Here is a 20,442-nt window from a genome sequence, read left to right as displayed (position 1 = left end):
CTCCTTAACCGCCTGCAGGCGCAGGTTTGGCGCCCAGCGTGATGTTTTCTGCGACGGCGATGCAGTCGTAATCCTCGACCACGTAGGCATCGTTGGAGGATTCCCAGTTGACGATGCGGTCGAGGCTCGGCTGCTCTTCCAGGTGGCGACGGCGGCCGCCGATCTGCCAGTAGATGGAGAGGTTGTCGAGGCGGGTGACGATCAGGGTGTCTTCCGGGACGAAGGGGACGCGGATCGCCAGCAGACCGCCAATCTGTTTCTGGCTCACCAGCACCTGACCGGCCAGCTTGTTCTGGTTGTCTCGGGTCTCGTTGAGGATGGGGAAGTATTTGTCGGCCAGCAGTTTACGACCGCAGATCACCACCAGATCGGTGTCGTCCTGGTACCAGGGTTTGATCTTGCTGTTGACCAGATCGAACACTAGGGCGTCGAGGTTGCCGTAATCCCCCTCTTTGGTGTCGGTTTCACTGTTGGGCTGGTAGATGTAGATATGGCCGGTGCCCGCATCTCCTTCGCTCATCACCTGGGCGGGAGCATCATGGCGGGTGTGCTCAATCCAGCCGATATTGACGTCTTGCAGCATGGGGAACTGGACGCGATCGGTGTCTTTCGCGGCAAGTTTGCCGTTCCAGCCGATCATGATGCGGTCCAGGCCCTGGCGCTTGACGATGGCATCGCGAATGCGGATCTGGAAGTCTTTGAACTTGGCCCAGGCATCAAGCTTGGCGTAACCGATGCTGGTGTCGTAGTTGGTCTTTTCGCATTCGTATTTGGTGTTTTGCAGCCCGGTCGGGTCGAACGGGACGCGAGCCTTGCCGCCACTGGTATCGGTGCGAGAGGCAATGGTGCCATTGATGCCGATGCCGACCTTTTCCCCTTTGAGTTCATCCACCGGCACGATGTTGATCATGCTGAGGAAGTCGACGGACTCCTGCATTTTGGTTTCCAGCTTTTGCTGGATGCTGGGCTCGACACTGAATTGCACCATGGCCGAGCTGACGGCATTCAGGCTCGCCAGTTGGCTGGTGTACTGCTCGAATTGCTGACGGGTATCGTTGCGCATTATCGGGGTCCCTTAAAAATCGGTGGAGGTCGGCTTGGTGCCATCGTCACCGGTGGCAGGCTGGCGCTTGTGGCTGACATCTTCCTGGCGCTCGAGCTGGGTGGTCAGGTCGGCCAGGGCTTTGGCAGTCTCCGTTTGCCGGGCAGTCAGTTCGTTGAACTTGGTTTGCAGGTCGGTATCGAGGCTGGTCACCTCTTTGGCCACGGCTTCGACGGCCTGATGCACCTCGCTGAAATCGGCGGTCGATTGCTGCTTGTGGCTGGTGAAAATGGCGCTGATCCGTTCCAGCAGGCCCGGGCCTTTCTCCTGCTCATCGTCAAACTCGATGACGGTTTCGAGGGCTTCGGTAAACAGGCATTCCGGATGGTATTTGCGGTCGGCCAGCGGGTTGACCGCGGCTTTGCTGCAGAACTGCAGCATTTCGGTGCCAAGGCTTGCCGGGCTATCGGTCACGGCCAGCCCCATCATGTAGGCCCCTTTGTCGTTCAGGTTGGGGTGGATCTCGATGGAGGTGTAGACCTTCTGGCGCTTCTTGTTGAGCGCGATCAGCTCCGGCGTCGGGTCAATCTGGACGAACAGGGCCAGCCGCTGTTCCCCTTCGATGGTGACCTCTTCGGTCTTGGCGGCGGTGATGTCGCCGTACATCTTGAACAAACCGTTGGGGTCGAGGCCCCGGATATGCTCCATATTGACCCGTGCGCCATAGGTGGCCTGGTTGTAGCGCTGGGCCATCTGCTCAATCCATTCGCGGGTGATGGCGCGACCGTCGGTGGTGCCCCCCTCAACCGCAACACGGAAGAATTTGGACTTAGGCATGTGCTGGGATCCCTTTGGTAATTGGGTAGTGATGTCGCGGTTATGGTCTGGGTGAGCGGCGGGATCGTGCAATCCGGGGCCAGTGTGTGGTGGTGCTACACACTGGCAGTGGGGCGTTTGGGGTAGTAGCGGCTGGGTAGACTGGCGCCATGACAACAGCACCCATCACCTTTCCCCATCTCGACCCCAGACGGCAGGCTATGTACCTGTTCTTTCAGGGGTACCCGCTGCGCGCCATTGCCGAGTTGCTGCAAATGCCGGAGGGTACCGTCTCGACCTGGAAGAAACGCGACGGCTGGGAGGACATCAAACCGATAGACCGGGTGGATAGCGCCATCGAGGCGCGCATGATCCAGTTGGTGATGAAGGAGACCAAGAGCGGCGGTGACTTCAAGGAGATTGATCTGCTGGGTCGCCAGCTTGAGCGTATCGCCCGGGTCAACAAGTACAGCAACGGCGGCAACGAGGCTGATCTCAACCCCAAGGTGGCCAACCGCAACAAGGGGCCGAAGAAGGCGCCCGAGCGCAACGTGGTGGAGCCCGAGCAGCAAGAACGGCTCATCGAGCGGTTTGAGTCGACCATGTTCGATTACCAGCGGGTCTGGTATCAGGCCGGGCAGGAGTACCGGATCCGCGACCTGCTCAAGTCGCGCCAGATCGGGGCGACTTACTTCTTTGCCTTCGAGGCGTTCATTGATGCCCTGGTGACCGGGCGCAACCAGATTTTCCTGTCAGCCAGCAAGGCGCAGGCCCACATGTTCAAGCAGTACATCATCCAGTTCGCCAAGGAGGAGGGGGTTGAGCTCAAAGGTGACCCCATGGTGCTGCCGAACGGGGCGCACCTTTATTTCCTTGGCACCAACGCCCGCACCGCCCAGAGCTATCACGGCAATATCTACATGGATGAGTACTTCTGGATCCACGGCTTTCTGGAGTTCCGCAAGGTGGCCTCCGGTATGGCGATGCACAAGAAGTGGCGCCAGACCTACATTTCTACTCCCTCCAGCCTTTCCCATCCCGCTTATGGATTCTGGTCTGGCGCCAACTTTAACCGCGGCAAGGCCAAGGCCGACCGGGTCGAGATTGACCTGAGCCACGCCAACCTGTCTGCCGGCAAGTTGTGTGCCGATGGGCAATGGCGGCAGATCGTCACGGTGGAAGATGCGGTGCGCGGCGGCTGTAACCTGTTCGACCTGGATCAGCTGCGCAGTGAGTATTCCGAGGATGAATATCGCAACCTGCTGATGTGCGAGTTCATGGATGACACCGAGAGCCTGTTTCCGTTGGCGACGCTGCAGCGCTGCATGGTCGACAGCTGGCTGGTGTGGGAGGACTACAAGCCCCACACCTTGCGGCCGCTGGCCAACCGGGCTGTGTGGATCGGCTATGACCCGGCCAAGGGGGGCAAAGGTGACAGCGCCGGCTGCGCGGTGCTGGCCCCGCCACTGGTGCCGGGCGGCAAGTTTCGGGTGTTGGAGCGCCACCGCTGGCAGGGGATGGACTTTGACGCCCAGGCCAAATCCATTCGCGCCATCTGCGATCGCTACAACGTCGCCTATATCGGCATCGATACCACCGGGATCGGGGAGGGGGTTTATCAGCTGGTGAAGCAGTTTTACCCGGCAGTCACCGCCATTCAGTACAACCCCAATGTGAAGATGCGGATGGTGATGAAGGCGCAGGATGTGATGAACAAGGGGCGGCTGGAGTTCGACAGCGGCTGGACCGACTTGGCCCAGGCGTTTATGAGCATCCGCCGCGCCGTGACCCAAAGCGGCAAGCTGCCGACCTTCGAGGCCAGCCGCTCCGATGAGACCAGCCACGCCGATATTGCTTGGGCAACCATGCAAGCCCTGTTACACGAACCCCTTGAGGGGCAGACCGGCACCAATTCCGGCTTTATGGAGATTTACTGATGAGTGAGCAGATCAACTCGCCTGCCGGTGTGCAGGCGTTTACGTTTGGGGAGGCAATCCCGGTATTATCCCAGCGGGAGGTGTTCGATTACCTCGAGTCGATGCACAACGGCCGCTGGTATGAGCATCCCCTGAGCCTGCACGGGCTGGCGCGGGTCTATCGGGCGGCAGTGCATCACGCCTCGGCCATCCAGGTGAAGCGCAATATCTTGCGCGGCTGTTTCATCCCTCATCCCAAACTGAGCCTGGCCGCCTTCACCGGGCTGGTGATGGATTACGAGATCTTCGGCAACGCTCACCTGCAGCGGGTGCGTAACCGGCTGGGTGGCACGCTGCGCTATGACCAGATGCCGGCCAAGTACACTCGCAGATCCCTCGACCTGGCTCGCTATTGGTGGGTGCCAAGGCCTGGGGATGAGGTGGAGTTGCCCGCCGGTGATGTGGGGCATGTGATGGAGGCGGACGTTAACCAGGAGATTTATGGCATCCCCGACTATGTGGCCAGCCTGAACTCGGCACTGCTTAACGAGTCGGCCACCCTGTTTCGCCGTCGCTACTACGAGAACGGCAGCCATGCGGGGTTCATCCTGCACATCAGCGATGCCCTGCAGAACGAGGGCGACATCACCGCGCTCAAGACGGCGCTGCAAAACAGCAAGGGGCCGGGCAACTTCCGCAACCTGCTACTCTACACCCCGGGTGGCAAGGCGGATTCGGTGAAGCTGATCCCGGTGGCCGAGATTGCGGCCAAGGATGATTTCCTTTCCATCAAGGGGGTGAGCCGGGATGACCAGCTGGCAGCCCATCGGGTACCGCCGCAACTGATGGGGGTGGTACCAAACAACACGGGCGGGTTTGGGGATGTGACCAAGGCGGCCCAGGTGTTTGACGTCAACGAGATCGACAGCATGAAGGCGAACTTTGCGCAGTTCAACGAATGGGCAGGGGAGGAGATAATCCGGTTCACCTCCTATCGACTGTCAGATCTGACAGTGCAAAGCTGAAAACCTTGGCTATCTTCAAAAAGCCTCATCATGATGGTGAGTGTCGAATGGCAATAATATAAAGCCCCCTTCCTCCGGGGGCTTTGTTTTGGCTGAGCTCCCATCCTGCCAGAGCCCATCAGTCGCGTTACAGGCCATCGCCGGCTATCTCTTCGCACCCGTACTCCCGAGATCCTTCATGCGCACCTGCGAGCATGAGCGAAGCCTCGAAAGGCCCCTCAATACCCTGCGCGCGCAATCGGGACCCCGCCTCGCCTGCGCGCTTTATGTGTTGAAAATCATGCAGGTGAACGACTGGTGGCGGGTATCAGCTCCCCGCGCCAGCACTGGCCGCGCGGGGGGGATAGCGGATCCTTTTTGAGATCCTTCACTTTCTGTCAGATCCTTTCACCGTCCGTGCAGTTTGACACAGTACCATCTTGTGTTTTCCACTCACTGATAAGCACATTTGGAAGCTTTGATATAAAGATCTGGCTTGGCCCTGAGTTGATCGGGGAATTTGCTTGCTAGCTGATGATGCCAGTAGGGAGCCAGCATCTCCTGATGGGGGGACTTTGGACCCAGAGTTACATGTTTTACCGGGGCAAGGTGATTGGTTCGGTGAAGCTCCAGATAGAGTCGGGGAGGTGTACCTTTTATCAAGTCAGGTTCTTGCACCTGAATTTCTTTGGCTCCGTATTCCAGATGGGTGACGATAACGCGGTGCTCTTTTTCTGCTTCATAGTCAGCATCTTTGAGCAGATATGGTAATGGTCCCAACAGCCACGATAGGTCTTGACGCCCTTCCTTATCTGGAGTGGCTCCCAGAAAGTCGTTGACTGCGCTTTTTAATTCCTCAAATAACCTCCTGAGGGGCCCTCCTTCCTCTTCGCCATGAATCTGCATCTCATCTTTGATATAGACGACGCGATAGAACGCTGCGCTTTCTTGCGGTGATTTACCGGAATTGGGGAATGCTACACTTTTCGCATCTTTTTGAGCTTCACCTTGTTGTTTTGATAATAGATCGAACTCAAAAAAGTTGTCTGGATCAAATGTAATGGCACAGCCACAGGCGTCTTCTTTCTGATGGTCCTTGCTGTAAAACCGCCACATATTCAGGCTGTCTTCCTCTGGCAGAAAACATCCGACAAAGGCAGGTTTACTTTCAACTGGAATTTGGTCAAGATGGCGCCAGAGTAGCTTCCCTTCATTGGGGTCATTGAGCGCATTGATATGCCCCAACCGTAGAGGACTTTGCTCCAGTAACAGGGCATTGCCCACCTGTAGTGAGGTATAGTGGGTCATTGTGACCCCAGCTTTAGCTTTCAGCTCAGCCAGGATACGTTCTCTTATGTTTGTTATCTGTGGTGAGCGCGCATGGCGTTCTGCTTGGTCATGGAGTTCAATCGCTTTAAAACGGAGCTGGAATGGAGCATTCCGTATAGCTTTCCGAAAGAGGGCTTGTGCTCTTGCATAGCTCTGTTTAACTGCGTATCCGTTCAAACACGCAAGACCAAGGTTGATGGTGCCTTGAGCTTCTCCTCCCTTACTAGCCTTGCGAAATAAACTTAATGCTGTGCGATCGTTTTGTTCTACGCCCCGACCCGTTACATACATGTACCCGAGATTACAATGGGCACGTGCAAGACCTTGGTCTGCGGCTTTACGGAACCACTCTACCGCCTTGTTATCGTTTTGCTCTACCCCTCGGCCCTCTTGGTACATCAATCCCATATTGCATATGGCATCAACATTTCCTTGTGCTGCGGCTTTGCAATACCACTCTACCGCCGCGCTATAGTTTTGCGCGACCCCTCGGCCTTCTTCGTACATAAATCCTATTAGGCACTGGGTTTCAGCATCCCCTTGTTCAGCGGCTTTGCGATACCACTCGAATGCCATGCTATCGCTTTGTGCTACACCTAGTCCCTCTTGGTACATCAATCCCAGATTAATCTGGGCATGTTGATGATCTTGTTCGGCGGCTTTGCGATACCACTCGGAGGCCCTAATATCACTTTGCACTACCCCTTGGCCATCTTGGAACATCACACCCAGATTAAACTGAGCCTCTGCGTGTCCTTGTGCAGCTGACTTGCGATACCACTTTAGAGCTTTGCGGTCACTCTGTTTGACTCCTTTCCCAAAGTCGTATCTAGCACCAAGCTGAAACTGTGCACTGGCATCACCGGCCTTGGCATTTATCATTAGTTCGGTGATTTCTTTTGGTACTTCTGCCTTATCCATATTCCATTACCCATGCTCTTGTTTTTATATCAACCCACACCGATTTTCATATGCAGATGTTTCCGCAACATACCAAAAATGAGGTGCTTATTTTAAATGTGGATATTTTGCATAAAGTCCTAAAAATTGTCGATGAAAGGGAAGCCGAGTTCCCCCAAATATTGTTGATCAGGTTCTCATTACCAACCTTTTGGCATCGGTAGGCGGTGCAGGTGGGGGATCAACCTGTTCCAGTCGCGGTGGCTGTGGTCGGCAGGCTGCACATGGCGGGTCTTGTCGGCCAGGATGCGCTGGGCGGCTGACAGGGTCATCGGGTATTCGTAGATGATGGAGTAGTAGGTGCCGGCTTAGCGGTGCTCGGCCACATGTCAGTGCTTATCAGGGAAAATAGGCATCTTACCCTGCCCAGCAGCACAACATCGCCGGCAGGGTAAGGGTTCTACACAAGGAAGTGGGCATTAATTTCGGCAGGTAACATACACAACAGCAGACAAGCCTATAGGTATTGAGCTATCTCTACAGGCTTGCTGTCTTCACTCACTCCAATATTCTTCAACCACTACGTTGCCAGAGAGATCAGTTTGGCGAATGCTCTGCCTTTTGTTAAGGCCGTTCAGAGTGATTTCCTCAGTGTGAACCACCTTGCCGACAACCTGCCCATCCTCATTGACAACTGAGTATGTGCAGACATCGGTTTGTCCCATAGTTCCTCTAGTACGAGAATTTTCGTGTTTCAGTTTTTCATCTGGCTGTAGCTTTACTCGATTTTCCACATATCCTCCTGATGATTAGGTGTGATAGAAAAGAACTTGAATCTAGCCTACTGATTGATCCTTTTCACAATTATTGACTCTTAGGTGGAGCTGGAGCCAAATGTCGCACGGTGATCCGATTTTGGTGGCTTGCTATACTGTGTATTTATACAGTTGCACAGAGATTGCCAGCATGTTTGCTCAACCCGCCCCAGATGCTCCCTTGTTGGAGCTACCCCTGTTTCTCTCCCCGGTGGCCTGCGGCTTTCCGTCGCCGGCGCAGGACTACACCGAGCAGACCATCGACCTCAACCAGCTGTGCGTAGTCCATCCGGCGGCCACCTACTTCGTGCGGGCGGCCGGTGACAGCATGGTCGACCACGGGATCCGCGATGGCGACCTGCTGGTCGTCGACCGTAGCCGCAAGGCCAGGCACGGTAGCGTGGTGGTCGCCGCGGTTGATGGCGAGTTCACGGTGAAGGAGCTGCAGCTTGCGCCAACCGTGGCGCTGCTTCCTGGCAACCCGGCCTATCAGCCCATCCATTTCAGTGAGGGGCAGGAGTTGGAAATCTTCGGGGTAGTGGCCTTTGTCGTACACAAGATGGATACCCCATGAAAAAGCGCTGCGCTGTCGCCCTGGTCGATGTGAACAACTTCTACGCCAGTTGTGAGCGGCTGTTTCGCCCTGACTTGAAGGGGCGGCCCATCGTGGTGCTCTCCAACAACGATGGCTGCGTGGTGGCCCGTTCGGCGGAGGCCAAGGCCCTGGGCATCAAGATGGGAATTCCCTATTTCCAGATCCGCCAATTCTTCGAGGCCATGGGCGGGGTCTGGTTCTCCAGCAACTACGCACTCTATGGCGACATGTCGAACCGGGTGATGACCATTCTGGAGGGAATGGCCCCGGGAGTGGAGGTCTACAGCATCGACGAGGCCTTTATCGAACTGAGTGAGTCCTGGGCGGGCGACCTGGTGGCCTATGGCCGCCAGATTCGCGAACGGGTGCAGCAGTGGACCGGGTTAACCGTCGGGGTTGGCATTGGCCCCACCAAGACGCTCGCCAAGCTCGCCAACTATGCCGCCAAGAAGTGGCCGGCCACTGGCGGTGTGGTGGATCTGCGGGATGAAGCGCGGCGCGCACGGCTCATGGCGATCACCCCTGTGGACGAGATATGGGGCATTGGCCGGCGGCTATCGGCCAAGCTGGAGGCTCAGGGCATCAAGACCGTGGCTGACCTGGTCGTCGCTGATCCCAAGGCACTGCGGCGCCGATATGGCGTGGTGGTCGAGCGCACGGTGCAGGAGCTGCGGGGGATCCCCTGCGCCGAGCTGGAGCAAGAGGCCCAGGCCAAGCAGCAGGTCATTTGCTCGCGCTCGTTTGGGGAGCGCATCACCCAGATAGGCCCCATGCACCAGGCGCTGGCCGGCTACATGGAGCGGGCCGCCGAGAAGCTGCGGGGGGAGGGGATGTGCTGCCAGCACGTGACCCTGTTCATTCGCACCAGCCCGTTCAGCGACCGGGAGCCCTATTACGGCAACCAGGTGAGTACCAAGCTGGCCATGCCCACCCATGACACCCGGGCGCTGCTGGCCCTGATCCCGGAACTCCTCCCCCGCATCTGGCGCGACGAGCAGCGTTACCAGAAAGGGGGCGTCATGCTGGCCGACTTCACCCCTGCAAACATGCAGCAGGGCGACTTGTTCGCCGCACAGCAGCAATCCCCACGCAGCGAGGCACTGATGCAGGTCATCGACAAGATCAACCAGGGGCGGCTGGGGAAGGTCTACTTTGCGGCCCGTGGCCGCGACACCCGGGAGTGGATGATGAAGCGGGAGCAGTTAAGCCCCCGCTATACCACCGTGCTCGGCGAACTTCCGGTGGTGAAGTAAGGATGACAATTGTATGTATAATATAATTCTTGGTATATGTTAAATTGCTTATTGAAATTGTTAGCTTTTTATCCAACCTAAGAGCTTTTTAAAGCCCTCAATAGCTAACTCTGCTTGACGAAGAGGTGAAGGGGTTATTACATCTTTAAGAAATTTATCTATATCTAAATTGCTTTGTACTGTGGTTGGTTTGTATGTATTCTCTGGGCTTTTGAACATGACATCGCTGTTCGGATTCACTCTTGGTCGCTCAGTTGTACTCGCTTCATGAATGTTTTTAATGACATTGTTGACCTGCTCACTAGAATGTATACCTGTTATGCACCATGTAACAAAATGCTCACAATTATTCACTAATGGGTTGTACCAGTCCTCACCAAGGCGTTTAAATGCCCTTTTTGCACTATCTTCTCTTGAGTAAGGGCGAATTGTGTATTCTTTAATCCAAAAATTATTACCCTGTGTAAACTCATTTAAGGATGATAAGCAGATATCTCCATTTGACGCACCACCTCCAAGTCCTGAATAATGAATTATTTGATCATCACCAACACACAATCCATGATGTGTGTAGCCAAATCGTTGAGTGACGACGTGATCACCTACAGTGATTTTCATACAACCCCCTTACATTTAGTGCTTTTATTTTGGCTATTTAATATCTCAGAGACCTTTAGCAATACATATAAGGTTGTCACATAAATCCAAAATTTCAAATCAGTTAAATAATGATGTTATTTAATTCTTATTCTTATTCTCATTCTTTGCCGGGGGCATCTTGTCCCAGCGTCTTCAATTCTATGCACATCTCTAGCTGATAGGACTCCTCCTTGCTGCATCTCGCTCTCGATCCAGCGGTGCGTTCCAGCACGACCCAAGCTTAGTATTCTTGGACAAGCTAGGACTGTGATCGAGGCGACACATCAGACACAGTCAGTAGTTTGTAGGTATAGGGCGTGTCGGGGAGTTCGCCCTGCAGGGCGTCCTGCTTGGAAAATAGGTCAGTCAAACTCTACCTCGCTCATCAGTTCGTCAAACAACGGGCTTTCCTGCCGCTCTGCCCAGTCTAATTTATCAAGTACGCGCCAGAGCTCACACCGATATGGATTTGGCAGACCCGTGATCCACTGATGGCATGTTGCAAATCCGCAAGTGTTTAACAGCTCGTAGCAATCCATTACCAGTGTCGGCCAATGTTCATCATCGGGAGGAATAGTGTCGGGCTGTTCGTTCGGTTCTGGTACACCGACCAAGGCACGCAGCCATTCCAGCTCGATAAGTGGGTCGTCATTGCCCGATGGGGTCAAGCGGCTCGACTGCACCTGCCCGTTCTCCAGCCAGAGGGTGAAACCATCGGCCCTGACATTGGCACCAGCCCGCATACGTTCAATGGAGAAGGGTGATAACCCCCATTGTTCCCTCATGATCTGCTCTGCGAAGGCATCAGGAGCCGGCCGCGTACAGTTATTGTCAGAGCTCCAAGGTGCCGGGCTGTCGCCCGGCTTAACCCCAACCCCCCTCGCTGCAGCCTCGGCGGCTCTATTAGCAACATAGGTACCTGCAGGCACCACTTCCCACCCTTGCAGGCGGGTTTTGATGCCAAGGCGAGCGGAGGTGATGCCCATCAGTCGCTTGATGTCTTCGCCATAGCTGTTGGCCTGCTCCTCGATGAGGTGGGCCAGCTTGATGGGGTGTTCGGCACGGGTCGCCAGTGCGCCGCCCATGGCGTGCAGGTAGCAGCGGAAAATGCCGTTATCAGCGGCAAATCGGGCTGCCTCAAAGCGCGGGTCTTGCAGTACTGGCTTGGGTGGGCCCACCAGATCGGCATGCTTCTTGGCGTTGCTGATGCGGCGCAGCTCGCGCCATACCCCTACCGGGGCGCCGCCGATCTGCTGGAAGGTGCGAATACCCCACCAACTGGCCCAGGCCACGGCATGCAGGGCACCCTCATCGGCGGCGGTACCGGCCTCCTCGTCATCGTCCAGGTAGGCGCCGTCGATGTTCTTGGCAATGTATTTGGCGAGATAGCCGGCGGCATCCCCCTTGGCCGGGTCTATCTCTTTCCAGTCAAAGCGGGGAGTAAAGTCGGTAAAGGGTGGGGCGCCTTTGATATTCCGCACCAGCTCGTCGTGGTCATCGGTCAGGGCATAGCGTTGCAGGATACCGATCACCCGGTTGCGATCTTCCGGGCGCATAAATAGCAGCAGGTGCCAGTGCGGGGTGCCGTCGTGGTGGGCCTCGCACACGCGAAATCCATAAACAGGGGCGTTCCACCGTTTGAGGGCAGCTCTGGCGCGGCTCCAGAGTTTGGCCAGATAGCCGCAGGTCTCCCGCGGCGTGGCCCCTTGATATCGCTTGTTCTCTACCGCTTTGCCATTGTGCTTTTGTGCCCAGGCATGAAAGCGGCTCGGCGCTGTCCAGGTGAAGAAGATCCCCACATGACCCTGCTCCTCGGCATAGTCATTGAACCCCCGCGCACGCACCATCATTTCGTTGCGGCGGTTGACCGGGTTGGCGTTGCTGGCCTCCCAGCAATCCTTCATCGACACGACCAGGTCATAACGCTCGTTCACCACTTCCGACTCGGCCAGCCAGCGCATCATGGCCCGCTTGCGTTCGCGTACCACCTTCATGGTGGCGTTCGATACATAAGCAGATACGCCCTTGCGCACTTTGCCGAGCAGGATATTGATGTGCTCTTGCAGCCTGTCCCAGCAGCGGTTGACGCGTTTCTCCCACCACTTGGCAGAGAGCAGGCGCACCATCACGCTCAGGATCCAGTTATCCCGAGCCTCTTCGGTTTTGAACTTCGGCAGCTCGCCGATAAACCCCCACTGGTCTGCAGGCTGGCGCATCAGCTCCCAGGTCTGCAGCAGATCCGGCTCAGCGCCCTCCTTGATGCCCTGCTCGATGTGCTTGTAAATGGCTGCGGTCTGGTTGGCGAACTGGTGGGCAATCTGTTTGCGGCCGGTGTCATCGCGCATCTGTTTCGGATCGACCGGGATGGCCTGGAGCTGCATCCGCACCCACTTGGTTCGCTCCCTCAACCAGATGTTGGCAGAGCGGCAATGGGTGAAGCTGCAATCCTTGCGGCGGCGGATGTACTGCTTGAACAGGTTCTTGGTCAACTCGGTGGAGAGCCCATCGAGCAGTTGCATGGCCCAGATCAGATCGTACTGACCGCGGTCACCAGCAAAAGCGGCGTCAAAGTTGACGCCGGGCAGAGAGTTGCAAAGGGTATCGATGCGCTGCCGCAGTGTTCTTTTCGACAGCGGCAGGCGTTTGGTCTTGCTGGTCATGCAGAGAGATAACTCGATAGCTGTTTGATGTGGGATTGGTAGTCGCGAACGCTCATTTGGGCGTGCTCTTTTAATCGGCGAGCGGTCGCACACTGGCGCAGCAAATGCTTGATGCTGGCGTGGGGGCGGGCAGGTAGTCGGCGAGCATGGGCCAGCTCCCGCTGATAATGACGCAGCCGTGCCGAGTCTTCCCGGTAGGTGGCTTGCCAGCGATCTTGAAGGAGCGTGAGCTCCCATTGCAGTCCATGGCTCATTTGATGATCTCCCCCTGTCCATGCAGTGGTGCGCACTCGGCCCACCACTCGGCAATTTCCCGGGCCAGTGCCAACTCCTGATTGGCAGCGGCCAACCAGTAGACAGTGCGCATTGCGCCAAGCGCCAGCAGCTCGGCCACCTGATCCCGGTTGCCTCTGGCATCGCTGCCCGCAGCGATAAACTCGGCGCGGGCGGCAAACCAGTGGGTGGTCAGCTGGCTGACCGGTGTGGTGGGCTGCATATGTTCAGGGGCGGCTTCGCTCTGCTCTTGTTGGGCGTCCAGCTCAAACAGTTCGAAGTTGCTCATCGCATGCCTCATCTATTGACTGAAAGTCCGGCTCATCGATGGCGATATGGCCTGCCTCGATGCGGATCGAGATACCGAGTTCACCACCACAGCAAAGCGGGGCTGTCGGCAGCAGTTTCGGTTCGTTCTGGGCTAGCCACTCTTTCAGGCTGGCCAGGGTAAACAGCGTGGTACTCATGCCTCATCCCCCATCACCAAATCGTCATCGAGCAGATCCGCAGGCTTGCTGGTCACCACCAGTTGTACCTGGATGTATTCATCCCCCGAGTAGAGTGCGCCCAGGGCGATGCGGTTATCCTCGGCGCGTGCGGCAAACATCTCGGCTAGCAGACCCTCGATCACCTTGGGTGCTTGGTTGGCAATCTTGATGGCGTCACTCATGGGCGGGCCCTCCGGTTGAGGTGGTGAAACAACTGGTGCCAGCGCAATGACTGCTGCGCCTGGACTAACAGGGATTTGCCCTCTGACCCCCGATAGGTAAAAGAAGCAGGGCGAGCTTTGGCGGTCAGCCGCTGCTGAAGGCGCGGCAACTCTGCCAGCGCCTCCTGTTGGGATATGGGGTGGAAGATCTGCCTCATGGCTGCACCTCCGGCGTGGCGATGCCAGTCAGCAGCCAGTCGATGTGCCGTTTCAGCTCCGGGTGGTTGGCAATCAGCAGGAACAAACCGCCGCCAATCTCGCGGTATCCCAGCTCGTAGTTCTTGAGCGTGGTGGGTGGAATACCCAGCAGGTCGGCAAACTTCGGGCGGCTCAGCTTCAACTGTTCCCGCAACTGGCGCAGGCGCTTGGCGGCATGGTGGTTGAGCAGATTGATTTGGGTCGGTTGTGCGGTCATGGTCAGGCTCCTTGTTGAGGTGTGCAGGGGTTGATGCGGCTGAACAGAGAAGCCCAAGCCAGTGCGGTGGAACGCTCGAGCAGAGCCACCCCGTCAGGGTGCTGTCTAAGACGGGCGCCATAGCGGCCCGTCAGCTTGCGTTGCTGGATGCGAAGGTTGCGCAGTGCGCAGGGGATCGCTAAAGTTGCCATGTCGACTTCCTCATACGTTGTTGATAAAGGCCCGCTTGGAGTTGCAGCTCCGTTAAGCGGGCTTTTTAGTGCCCGATTGCTCTCGGGCCTTCTTGGCCAATCTGGCCAGCGACATGCACCGCATGATCCAGTTGCTGGCGTTTGGCCTGTTCTCTCTTCTTCCGCTCGGCCAGTTCTGCTGGCATCACCTTCACCGACGGGTGCCACACCTTGGGGTCGCACCCGCTGTGAAACAGCGACTGATAATCCAGCGCAATCACCGCAAGGCGGATCGCCTCACGCTGCTGATAGGGAAGGGCAGAGAGGGTCGCCATCATCAGCGAATCCCACGGCTGGCGGGCGATGGTGCAAATGGCGACGCGCTTGGTCTTGGGCGCATTAAGCCAATCACCGTCGAGGTTTGAACCCGCCCGGTTGAGGTGCTCCCGCAACAGCGCAATGCCTGCGGTATTCATCAACACCTGCTCCTCGGCGGTCAGACCGGCGATGTTGCGGGGCTCTGGTTGGGTGTGTTGCATGCTGGTTTCTCCTTCACCTGGGCGCAGAATCTGGCGGCCAGTGAGGGGATCACTGGGCCACCTCTTTCACCCTGCGCGGGACAATGGGCAGCACAATGGCCGGATTGGGCATGGCACTGGGGCTGATGGTTGCGATGATTTCGAACCCCGCCTTGAAGGTGTGGCCGCAATCCACATTGCTGCATTGATAAGTGGCGATGCCGCAAAGCGGGCTCATCCGGATGGATGTGCGAGTGCTGGCGCGGGCACCACAGTGGGGGCAAATCAGTCTCATGGCTTCTCCTATGCGCCCAGTGCTGCACGCGCCATATCAGCGGCACACGCAAGACCAGGGACGGCGTGAAAGCGGTCTTCGACCTCGGTAGCCAGCAGCACAAGGTGCTCAATGCCAGCCCAGATGCCGGTGACGACGGTGTTTCGGTTGGATTTGGTGACTCGGTCGCCGGCAAGCAGCGTGGTCGCCTGAGCTGTGACACCTAGGATCTGGGCCCCCGCATTGAGTGCCTGTTGGGCACGTGCTTCTGGTGCAGCAGCCGCTGCAGCCGGCAAGCGCACGGCCGTCAACTGGCAATCAAACAGCAGCCCGTCGAACAAGGTGTCGTCACCGGTGACGCGGTAAAGGTCGATAAGGTCAGTCGCAGTCAACTTGTGCCGCGCCTGAGCCGGGTTGAACTTGTTGCGCAGCACATCGGCACTCATGCCGATCTGCGCGGCCAAGTCGGCAAGGTTGTGCACCTGCTTGAAGCGGTCGCAGGCACTGGCGAAGTGGCGGTGTAGGTTTCGTTGACAGTTAGACACTTTCAGCTCCTGTTCGCAGTCGCTACTGTGTGATCAAGCCACAGAGCGGGACGTGGGCTTCTTGGTCAGCGCACGGCTTGCCAACCGCCGTCCGGAGTTCTCATTGACCAGCTTGAAATACTGCTCCGGCTCGCTAGCCATTTCGCGCCAGCGCACCAGATTGACCCAGGGCTGATCGCCGGCGCGTAGCTTGGGAATGATGGGAATGCGGCCATCGGCAATCATGTCCTGGGCGGTGCGCTTGGGGAGCTTGAACTTGTAGACGTCGAGCAGCATGTCCAAAAAGGCATCGAGCGGAATGGCCGGCAGGGCTTGCAAGGCCAGCCCTTGCTTGATGGCCGCTAGCTCACGCAGTACCTCGGTGATGGGCTCGACAGGATGGTTTTCCATCGTCATGGCGATCTCCTTAATGTGCTGTACGCGAGTGCTTTGTTGTTGGGGTAGCTTTCAACTTCCCGCCAGTCAGCACTTCGATTTGATAGGCTCGGCCTTTGGGAATGTCGCTTCCCCAGCGGGATACAGCTGGCTCTGAAATGTTCAAGGTTCTGGCTAGCTCTGCTGCACTTCCGAAGTAGCTGATTGCGTCCTCTTTTTTCATGACCTCTTTTCCGACCTTAAGTTTGGATTGAACTGAGCCTAACTTAACTTCGGTAAAGTATCAACCTTTTGTTCGGATTGCCGAGGTTAAGCTAGAGCGATGACAATAAGTGATCGCATTTTCAGTAGACGAACGGCTCTGAATCTCTCGAAGACTGCACTTGCCAAAGCCATTGGTGTGAGTGACGTTTCAGTAGGGAAGTGGGAGTCTGGTTTGAACCAGCCGAAAGGCCGCTATCTCAATGACTTGGCGGCAGCGCTGGGGGTATCTGTTGACTGGCTTTTGGCCGGTGGTGGGGAGGGGGCGACGGCTCCTTCACAAGAAACTATGCCCGGCTATCACAACGTCGAACCGGCAGTGATACCGCAGGGTAATCGTGTTCCGATTCTGAGCTATGTCCAAGCTGGTAACTGGCGGGAGATGTGCGAGCAGGCCACGACCTTCGACGGCAATGTCGAGTATGTGTCTGCCAGTATCGATATTGGCCCTCGTGGCTTCGGTCTCTGGCTGCGCGGCAATTCCATGACTCCGATCTTTAATGAAGGGGACTTGGTGATCGTTGACCCTGATGAGTCACCTCGCCCTGGCGATTATGTTGTTGCCAAGAACGGTAGCGAAGGAGCTACTTTCAAGAAGTTCCGACCCCGCGGCATCGATGAAAACGGGCAAGAGGTGTTTGAGCTTGTCCCCCTTAATGATGATTACCCTTCCATGCACTCCGATCGGCAGCACATCGAGATCATCGGCGTGATGGTAGAACACAGAATATTTAGAAAAAGAGTAACAGGGCGCTAATAGGCCCTGTTTTTGCATCCGTTGCCAGCTTATAGCCAAACCAAGATGAAAAAACATTGGTCGACATGCTTGGGCTGACAAGACGTTTTAGGGAGAAAACATGTCAGAGTTCCATGATGTTCCAATGTCATTCGGTTACAAGCGCAATAAGCAAAAAGCCCTGATCAGCCTTCACGGTATTTTGAGCGGAATCACAGCTGATCAGCGTCTCAATGATACTGAAGTCCTCTTTATGGCTACTTGGTTGAAATCGGATTCCGAGTTCAAAAAAGATGGTGATTTCCTCGATATTCAAGACCTCATCCATGATGTTCTCGAAGACGGTGTTATCACTGCTGATGAAAAAGAAGACCTGCTGAACCTACTCAACGATGTGTTGCAGTACAACGAAATTGAGCACGACAACATGGATGCGCTGGTTAACATGCTGCTTGGTTTCCTGCAGGGCATTAGTGCTGATAGCAACATTGTTGAGCAAGAGGTTCTCGCGCTCAGTTCATTATTACTTAAGCACCGTGACCTCTTGGCCTCTTGGCCGGGTAGTCTGCTGTTCAGCCGCCTCAACGATATTCTGTCCGACGGTAAGATCACTGAAGATGAACGAGAAGACCTGTTGGAGCTGGTAAAACAAATCTCTGGCCAGCGTTTCACTGAATCAGGTTTAGCTGCCGGATTGGCGACTGAGTTCTTTGCTGATGGAGATGTGATGACTCTCCAAGGCAAAACAGTATGCTTCACAGGAAAATTCCTATCCGACACCCGCCATAACCTAGAACAGCAAGCTAAGCTGCTTGGCGCTTCTCCAATTAAGGGAGTTACAACTCATCTTGATGTGTTGATCGTCGGGAGTTTAGCTAGTCGAGATTGGATGTTCACCAGCCATGGACGCAAGATTGAAGCCGCTATCAAAGCCAAGGAAAAAGGGCAGGACATCCAGATCATCAACGAAGAGGACTGGGTGCGGATCGCCTCGGAACCGTTGGCGGTATAGCCGCCAGCCATCGGTGTAGCGGTTGGTTTGTCTGCAATGGCGGTTCTTATTGCTCCTCCTGCAAAGAAATATGCAAACCATATCGACATGATGGCGGACACGTCTGCTGGCACCCATGTATATGACGCCAGCAGACACAAAAATGCAGCGGTACAATACGGCGAAAAAATAGATACTCGTTGGTCATCATTGAACCAGTCGAGATTATATGAATTTAGGGGGAGATTATGCCTGCACTAATTGGTCTGTATATTTTCATCAGTACGGTGCTTTCATTCTATGACTTCGATTTTACTGAAGAGACGTACTTGCCTGGAGCTGCTTGGCATTCGATGAAATGGCAAACACTTTACATGTCCAAAGAGCAAATGGGAGTTTACTTTTCTGATTTGGGTGTGATTGGAGCCGAAAGACTTGGCGTTGAAGGATTGGATAAGGATGACATCCATGATATAGCAAATAACTTGCGTCAAAGAAGTGGAAAGGAGGCATTAGACTATCCATGGCAAGGACCAATCTCATTTTCCTACATTACATATGTGAGGCCGTTAATTCTTCTGGCATTAGACACTAATGCAATTCAATACGAATTAGGCAAAGAGGTCATAATGGAAAAAATTGGATTATGACCATCCGCAAACTTGACGACGGCAAGCCACTACCTTGGCTTGCCGATATTCGCCCAGGTGGTCGCAATGGGCCGCGCAGGCGCAAGCGATTTGCCACCAAAGGCGAGGCGGCTGCTTGGGAGCTGTGGCAGCTTGAACAGTTCGCTGAAAAACCTTGGCTGGGTGATGATGAGCAGGCAGCCGAATCTGTGGCAGATACCCGGCGCTTGTCTGATCTGGTTGAACGTTGGTATGGCCTGCATGGTCAGAGCTTGCGTGATGGTGAGCAGCGTCGGTCCAAACTGCTGCTGATCTGCGAAAGCTTGGGCAACCCACTGGCTGCTGAGTTTACGGGTAATGACTTTGCCAAATACCGTGAGGCGCGTCTCTCTGGCGTAGTGAGCGATCGACGGGCGGCGACGCAAGAAGGGAAGGGGGTGAGCGCATCGACGGTGAACCGTGATCACGCTTATCTGCGAGCAGTGTTCAATGAACTAAAGCGGTTGGGTGAGTGGACGGCAGAGAATCCGTTAGCCGGGATGCGGCTTTACCGGGTTACCGAATCAGAGCTGGCGTTTCTGTACCCTGACGAGATCAAGGCCCTGCTCGATGCTTGCGACACGGCCAGCAATCCAGACCTCGGCATTGTGGTGCGACTCTGCTTGGCCACGGGGGCACGTTGGGGAGAAATCCAGGACCTGACCCAGTCGCAGGTGTCACAGAACCGGTTGACCTTCACTCACACCAAAGGCGGAAAGCGCCGAACCGTGCCCATCAACCAAGAGCTGATCGATATCATCCCCAAGCGCCGGGGGAAACTGTTCAGTGAGTGCTACCACCACTTTGAATCCGCCATCAACAAGGCAGGGATCCAGCTACCGGCGGGGCAGAGTACCCATGTGCTGCGTCACACCTTTGCCAGCCATTTTATGATGAACGGTGGTAACATTCTGGTGCTGCAAAAGATACTCGGGCATTCGACCATCACCATGACAATGCGCTATGCCCACTTTGCCCCAGACCACCTTGAAGATGCGTTGCGGCTCAATCCGCTGACGGTAAACAACCTGTGCTAGTGTCCACATTTGATCCACACAGCTCGCAGAACACCGCATTTTTCCGCATAATGACGTGTCTATAAGTGACTGTATTTATTTAACTATTTGATTTTAAAGGCTGGGCGCAGGCATTTAAAATCCCTCGACGTTCGCGTCGTGCCGGTTCGATTCCGGCCTCGGGCACCATTAAAATCAAAGAGTTACGAAAGGCCACTAGAAATAGTGGCCTTTTTCTTTTTCCTAAATGGCGCCAAAGTAGCGACAGCGATTGTGCTGAGTCCACAGCTTCATAACAACAAAGCCTGCTGAAGGCAGGCTTTTATCGGGTCTGTATATAGCCGAGGAATTTACCGCGTGGGGCAGGGTATGGCCGATTACTTCCACCACTCCTTGCTTGGTAAGTTATTCCATTCTCCAACCGGGTATTCATGGCCATGAAAGCGCAGTGTTGTGCTCAATGTTCTCTTACTGGTGGTCTGAGAGGCTCCGTCCTGCTCTACGGTCCCTGTTTTCGCTTTG

Annotated in this window: 26 protein-coding genes; 8 read left to right on the top strand and 18 right to left on the bottom strand. The window is 55.7% G+C overall.

Annotated features, from left to right (window positions below):
• Window positions 1–4: 4 nt before the first annotated feature.
• Both G5358_RS02495 and G5358_RS02490 read right to left on the bottom strand, forming a co-directional pair.
• Window positions 5–1,063 (bottom strand): phage major capsid protein, P2 family, encoded by a 1,059-nt coding sequence (locus G5358_RS02495; RefSeq protein WP_421323541.1) that lies wholly within the window; start codon window positions 1,061–1,063, stop codon window positions 5–7.
• Window positions 1,064–1,075: 12 nt separating this feature from the next.
• Complete coding sequence (locus tag G5358_RS02490) at window positions 1,076–1,879, bottom strand: GPO family capsid scaffolding protein (protein WP_421323540.1); 804 nt, start codon at window positions 1,877–1,879, stop codon at window positions 1,076–1,078.
• Between the two features lie 149 nt (window positions 1,880–2,028).
• Here G5358_RS02490 and G5358_RS02485 point away from each other — a divergent pair, with 149 nt between their 5' ends.
• Both G5358_RS02485 and G5358_RS02480 read left to right on the top strand, forming a co-directional pair.
• Window positions 2,029–3,795 (top strand): terminase ATPase subunit family protein, encoded by a 1,767-nt coding sequence (locus tag G5358_RS02485; protein ID WP_421323539.1) that lies wholly within the window; start codon window positions 2,029–2,031, stop codon window positions 3,793–3,795.
• Window positions 3,795–4,799, top strand: coding sequence for a phage portal protein (locus G5358_RS02480; RefSeq protein ID WP_421323538.1), 1,005 nt, complete (start codon window positions 3,795–3,797; stop codon window positions 4,797–4,799). Before G5358_RS02485 ends, G5358_RS02480 begins: the two co-directional genes overlap by 1 nt.
• 432 nt (window positions 4,800–5,231) lie before the next feature.
• Here the strand turns inward: G5358_RS02480 and G5358_RS02475 are convergent, their stop codons facing one another.
• The 3 genes from G5358_RS02475 to G5358_RS02465 all read right to left on the bottom strand — a co-directional run bounded on the left by G5358_RS02475 (window position 5,232) and on the right by G5358_RS02465 (window position 7,801).
• The gene (locus G5358_RS02475; protein WP_421323537.1) at window positions 5,232–7,028 is read right to left on the bottom strand and encodes a tetratricopeptide repeat protein; all 1,797 of its coding nucleotides are present in this window, start codon (window positions 7,026–7,028) and stop codon (window positions 5,232–5,234) included.
• A 179-nt stretch (window positions 7,029–7,207) separates the two neighbouring features.
• Complete coding sequence (locus G5358_RS02470) at window positions 7,208–7,339, bottom strand: hypothetical protein (RefSeq protein WP_421323536.1); 132 nt, start codon at window positions 7,337–7,339, stop codon at window positions 7,208–7,210.
• Between the two features lie 222 nt (window positions 7,340–7,561).
• Complete coding sequence (locus G5358_RS02465; protein ID WP_421323535.1) at window positions 7,562–7,801, bottom strand: hypothetical protein; 240 nt, start codon at window positions 7,799–7,801, stop codon at window positions 7,562–7,564.
• Between the two features lie 172 nt (window positions 7,802–7,973).
• On the opposite strand from G5358_RS02465, the gene umuD reads away from it, so the two are divergent.
• Both umuD and umuC read left to right on the top strand, forming a co-directional pair.
• Window positions 7,974–8,396 carry a translesion error-prone DNA polymerase V autoproteolytic subunit gene (umuD, locus tag G5358_RS02460; protein WP_421323534.1) on the top strand — a complete coding sequence of 141 codons (423 nt, stop codon included), beginning with the start codon at window positions 7,974–7,976 and terminating at the stop codon, window positions 8,394–8,396.
• Window positions 8,393–9,670: a translesion error-prone DNA polymerase V subunit UmuC gene (gene umuC / locus G5358_RS02455; protein WP_421323533.1), complete on the top strand. Its 1,278-nt coding sequence runs from the start codon at window positions 8,393–8,395 to the stop codon at window positions 9,668–9,670. Before umuD ends, umuC begins: the two co-directional genes overlap by 4 nt.
• A gap of 60 nt (window positions 9,671–9,730) precedes the next feature.
• Here the strand turns inward: umuC and G5358_RS02450 are convergent, their stop codons facing one another.
• From G5358_RS02450 to G5358_RS02390, 13 genes are all read right to left on the bottom strand, one after another.
• Window positions 9,731–10,288 (bottom strand): lecithin retinol acyltransferase family protein, encoded by a 558-nt coding sequence (locus G5358_RS02450; protein ID WP_421323532.1) that lies wholly within the window; start codon window positions 10,286–10,288, stop codon window positions 9,731–9,733.
• Window positions 10,289–10,671: 383 nt separating this feature from the next.
• Complete coding sequence (locus G5358_RS02445) at window positions 10,672–12,969, bottom strand: replication endonuclease (protein ID WP_421323531.1); 2,298 nt, start codon at window positions 12,967–12,969, stop codon at window positions 10,672–10,674.
• A complete protein-coding gene (locus tag G5358_RS02440) occupies window positions 12,966–13,223 on the bottom strand; it encodes a hypothetical protein (protein WP_421323530.1) in 258 nt (85 codons plus the stop codon). Before G5358_RS02440 ends, G5358_RS02445 begins: the two co-directional genes overlap by 4 nt.
• Window positions 13,220–13,531, bottom strand: a complete 312-nt coding sequence (locus tag G5358_RS02435) for a hypothetical protein (protein WP_421323529.1) — start codon at window positions 13,529–13,531, stop codon at window positions 13,220–13,222. Before G5358_RS02435 ends, G5358_RS02440 begins: the two co-directional genes overlap by 4 nt.
• Window positions 13,509–13,709 carry a hypothetical protein gene (locus tag G5358_RS02430; protein WP_110303023.1) on the bottom strand — a complete coding sequence of 67 codons (201 nt, stop codon included), beginning with the start codon at window positions 13,707–13,709 and terminating at the stop codon, window positions 13,509–13,511. The genes G5358_RS02435 and G5358_RS02430 overlap by 23 nt, the downstream gene beginning before the upstream one ends.
• On the bottom strand, window positions 13,706–13,912 hold the full coding sequence (locus G5358_RS02425; RefSeq protein WP_005352017.1) for a hypothetical protein: 207 nt from the start codon (window positions 13,910–13,912) through the stop codon (window positions 13,706–13,708). The genes G5358_RS02430 and G5358_RS02425 overlap by 4 nt, the downstream gene beginning before the upstream one ends.
• Before the next feature lie 193 nt (window positions 13,913–14,105).
• On the bottom strand, window positions 14,106–14,366 hold the full coding sequence (locus tag G5358_RS02420) for a helix-turn-helix domain-containing protein (RefSeq protein WP_005352009.1): 261 nt from the start codon (window positions 14,364–14,366) through the stop codon (window positions 14,106–14,108).
• A 2-nt stretch (window positions 14,367–14,368) separates the two neighbouring features.
• Window positions 14,369–14,557 carry a hypothetical protein gene (locus G5358_RS02415; protein WP_110303024.1) on the bottom strand — a complete coding sequence of 63 codons (189 nt, stop codon included), beginning with the start codon at window positions 14,555–14,557 and terminating at the stop codon, window positions 14,369–14,371.
• A 65-nt stretch (window positions 14,558–14,622) separates the two neighbouring features.
• Entirely contained in the window at window positions 14,623–15,075 is a 453-nt protein-coding gene (locus G5358_RS02410; RefSeq protein ID WP_110303025.1) for a hypothetical protein, read from the bottom strand.
• A 49-nt stretch (window positions 15,076–15,124) separates the two neighbouring features.
• Window positions 15,125–15,349: an ogr/Delta-like zinc finger family protein gene (locus G5358_RS02405; protein WP_005351998.1), complete on the bottom strand. Its 225-nt coding sequence runs from the start codon at window positions 15,347–15,349 to the stop codon at window positions 15,125–15,127.
• Between the two features lie 8 nt (window positions 15,350–15,357).
• On the bottom strand, window positions 15,358–15,873 hold the full coding sequence (locus tag G5358_RS02400; RefSeq protein WP_110303026.1) for a phage regulatory CII family protein: 516 nt from the start codon (window positions 15,871–15,873) through the stop codon (window positions 15,358–15,360).
• A gap of 33 nt (window positions 15,874–15,906) precedes the next feature.
• Complete coding sequence (locus G5358_RS02395; RefSeq protein WP_226013961.1) at window positions 15,907–16,269, bottom strand: hypothetical protein; 363 nt, start codon at window positions 16,267–16,269, stop codon at window positions 15,907–15,909.
• Window positions 16,270–16,279: 10 nt separating this feature from the next.
• Window positions 16,280–16,471, bottom strand: coding sequence for a Cro/CI family transcriptional regulator (locus tag G5358_RS02390; RefSeq protein ID WP_110303028.1), 192 nt, complete (start codon window positions 16,469–16,471; stop codon window positions 16,280–16,282).
• A gap of 99 nt (window positions 16,472–16,570) precedes the next feature.
• Between G5358_RS02390 and G5358_RS02385 the strand changes: the two genes are divergently transcribed.
• The 4 genes from G5358_RS02385 (at window position 16,571) to G5358_RS02370 (ending at window position 19,941) form a co-directional block, all read left to right on the top strand.
• Window positions 16,571–17,266, top strand: coding sequence for a LexA family protein (locus G5358_RS02385; protein ID WP_110303029.1), 696 nt, complete (start codon window positions 16,571–16,573; stop codon window positions 17,264–17,266).
• 100 nt (window positions 17,267–17,366) lie between these two features.
• On the top strand, window positions 17,367–18,257 hold the full coding sequence (locus G5358_RS02380; protein ID WP_110303030.1) for a BRCT domain-containing protein: 891 nt from the start codon (window positions 17,367–17,369) through the stop codon (window positions 18,255–18,257).
• A gap of 227 nt (window positions 18,258–18,484) precedes the next feature.
• Window positions 18,485–18,886, top strand: coding sequence for a hypothetical protein (locus G5358_RS02375; RefSeq protein ID WP_110303031.1), 402 nt, complete (start codon window positions 18,485–18,487; stop codon window positions 18,884–18,886).
• Window positions 18,883–19,941 (top strand): phage integrase, encoded by a 1,059-nt coding sequence (locus G5358_RS02370; RefSeq protein WP_421323528.1) that lies wholly within the window; start codon window positions 18,883–18,885, stop codon window positions 19,939–19,941. Before G5358_RS02375 ends, G5358_RS02370 begins: the two co-directional genes overlap by 4 nt.
• Window positions 19,942–20,442 lie beyond the last annotated feature (501 nt).

The organism is Aeromonas sp. 604176 (assembly GCF_049170755.1).
Classification (GTDB): Bacteria; Pseudomonadota; Gammaproteobacteria; order Enterobacterales; family Aeromonadaceae; genus Aeromonas; species Aeromonas veronii_A.
Note: the sequence above shows the minus strand (reverse complement) of the source record. Positions and strands in the feature narration are given on the sequence as shown.

Coding starts and splice junctions, on each gene's coding strand:
- G5358_RS02495 (WP_421323541.1), bottom strand. CDS start 1,063: ATGCGCAACGATACCCGTCAGCAATTCGAGCAGTACACCAGCCAACTG.
- G5358_RS02490 (WP_421323540.1), bottom strand. CDS start 1,879: ATGCCTAAGTCCAAATTCTTCCGTGTTGCGGTTGAGGGGGGCACCACC.
- G5358_RS02485 (WP_421323539.1), top strand. CDS start 2,029: ATGACAACAGCACCCATCACCTTTCCCCATCTCGACCCCAGACGGCAG.
- G5358_RS02480 (WP_421323538.1), top strand. CDS start 3,795: ATGAGTGAGCAGATCAACTCGCCTGCCGGTGTGCAGGCGTTTACGTTT.
- G5358_RS02475 (WP_421323537.1), bottom strand. CDS start 7,028: ATGGATAAGGCAGAAGTACCAAAAGAAATCACCGAACTAATGATAAAT.
- G5358_RS02470 (WP_421323536.1), bottom strand. CDS start 7,339: ATGACCCTGTCAGCCGCCCAGCGCATCCTGGCCGACAAGACCCGCCAT.
- umuD (WP_421323534.1), top strand. CDS start 7,974: ATGTTTGCTCAACCCGCCCCAGATGCTCCCTTGTTGGAGCTACCCCTG.
- umuC (WP_421323533.1), top strand. CDS start 8,393: ATGAAAAAGCGCTGCGCTGTCGCCCTGGTCGATGTGAACAACTTCTAC.
- G5358_RS02450 (WP_421323532.1), bottom strand. CDS start 10,288: ATGAAAATCACTGTAGGTGATCACGTCGTCACTCAACGATTTGGCTAC.
- G5358_RS02445 (WP_421323531.1), bottom strand. CDS start 12,969: ATGACCAGCAAGACCAAACGCCTGCCGCTGTCGAAAAGAACACTGCGG.
- G5358_RS02440 (WP_421323530.1), bottom strand. CDS start 13,223: ATGAGCCATGGACTGCAATGGGAGCTCACGCTCCTTCAAGATCGCTGG.
- G5358_RS02435 (WP_421323529.1), bottom strand. CDS start 13,531: ATGAGCAACTTCGAACTGTTTGAGCTGGACGCCCAACAAGAGCAGAGC.
- G5358_RS02430 (WP_110303023.1), bottom strand. CDS start 13,709: ATGAGTACCACGCTGTTTACCCTGGCCAGCCTGAAAGAGTGGCTAGCC.
- G5358_RS02425 (WP_005352017.1), bottom strand. CDS start 13,912: ATGAGTGACGCCATCAAGATTGCCAACCAAGCACCCAAGGTGATCGAG.
- G5358_RS02420 (WP_005352009.1), bottom strand. CDS start 14,366: ATGACCGCACAACCGACCCAAATCAATCTGCTCAACCACCATGCCGCC.
- G5358_RS02415 (WP_110303024.1), bottom strand. CDS start 14,557: ATGGCAACTTTAGCGATCCCCTGCGCACTGCGCAACCTTCGCATCCAG.
- G5358_RS02410 (WP_110303025.1), bottom strand. CDS start 15,075: ATGCAACACACCCAACCAGAGCCCCGCAACATCGCCGGTCTGACCGCC.
- G5358_RS02405 (WP_005351998.1), bottom strand. CDS start 15,349: ATGAGACTGATTTGCCCCCACTGTGGTGCCCGCGCCAGCACTCGCACA.
- G5358_RS02395 (WP_226013961.1), bottom strand. CDS start 16,269: ATGACGATGGAAAACCATCCTGTCGAGCCCATCACCGAGGTACTGCGT.
- G5358_RS02390 (WP_110303028.1), bottom strand. CDS start 16,471: ATGAAAAAAGAGGACGCAATCAGCTACTTCGGAAGTGCAGCAGAGCTA.
- G5358_RS02385 (WP_110303029.1), top strand. CDS start 16,571: ATGACAATAAGTGATCGCATTTTCAGTAGACGAACGGCTCTGAATCTC.
- G5358_RS02380 (WP_110303030.1), top strand. CDS start 17,367: ATGTCAGAGTTCCATGATGTTCCAATGTCATTCGGTTACAAGCGCAAT.
- G5358_RS02375 (WP_110303031.1), top strand. CDS start 18,485: ATGCCTGCACTAATTGGTCTGTATATTTTCATCAGTACGGTGCTTTCA.
- G5358_RS02370 (WP_421323528.1), top strand. CDS start 18,883: ATGACCATCCGCAAACTTGACGACGGCAAGCCACTACCTTGGCTTGCC.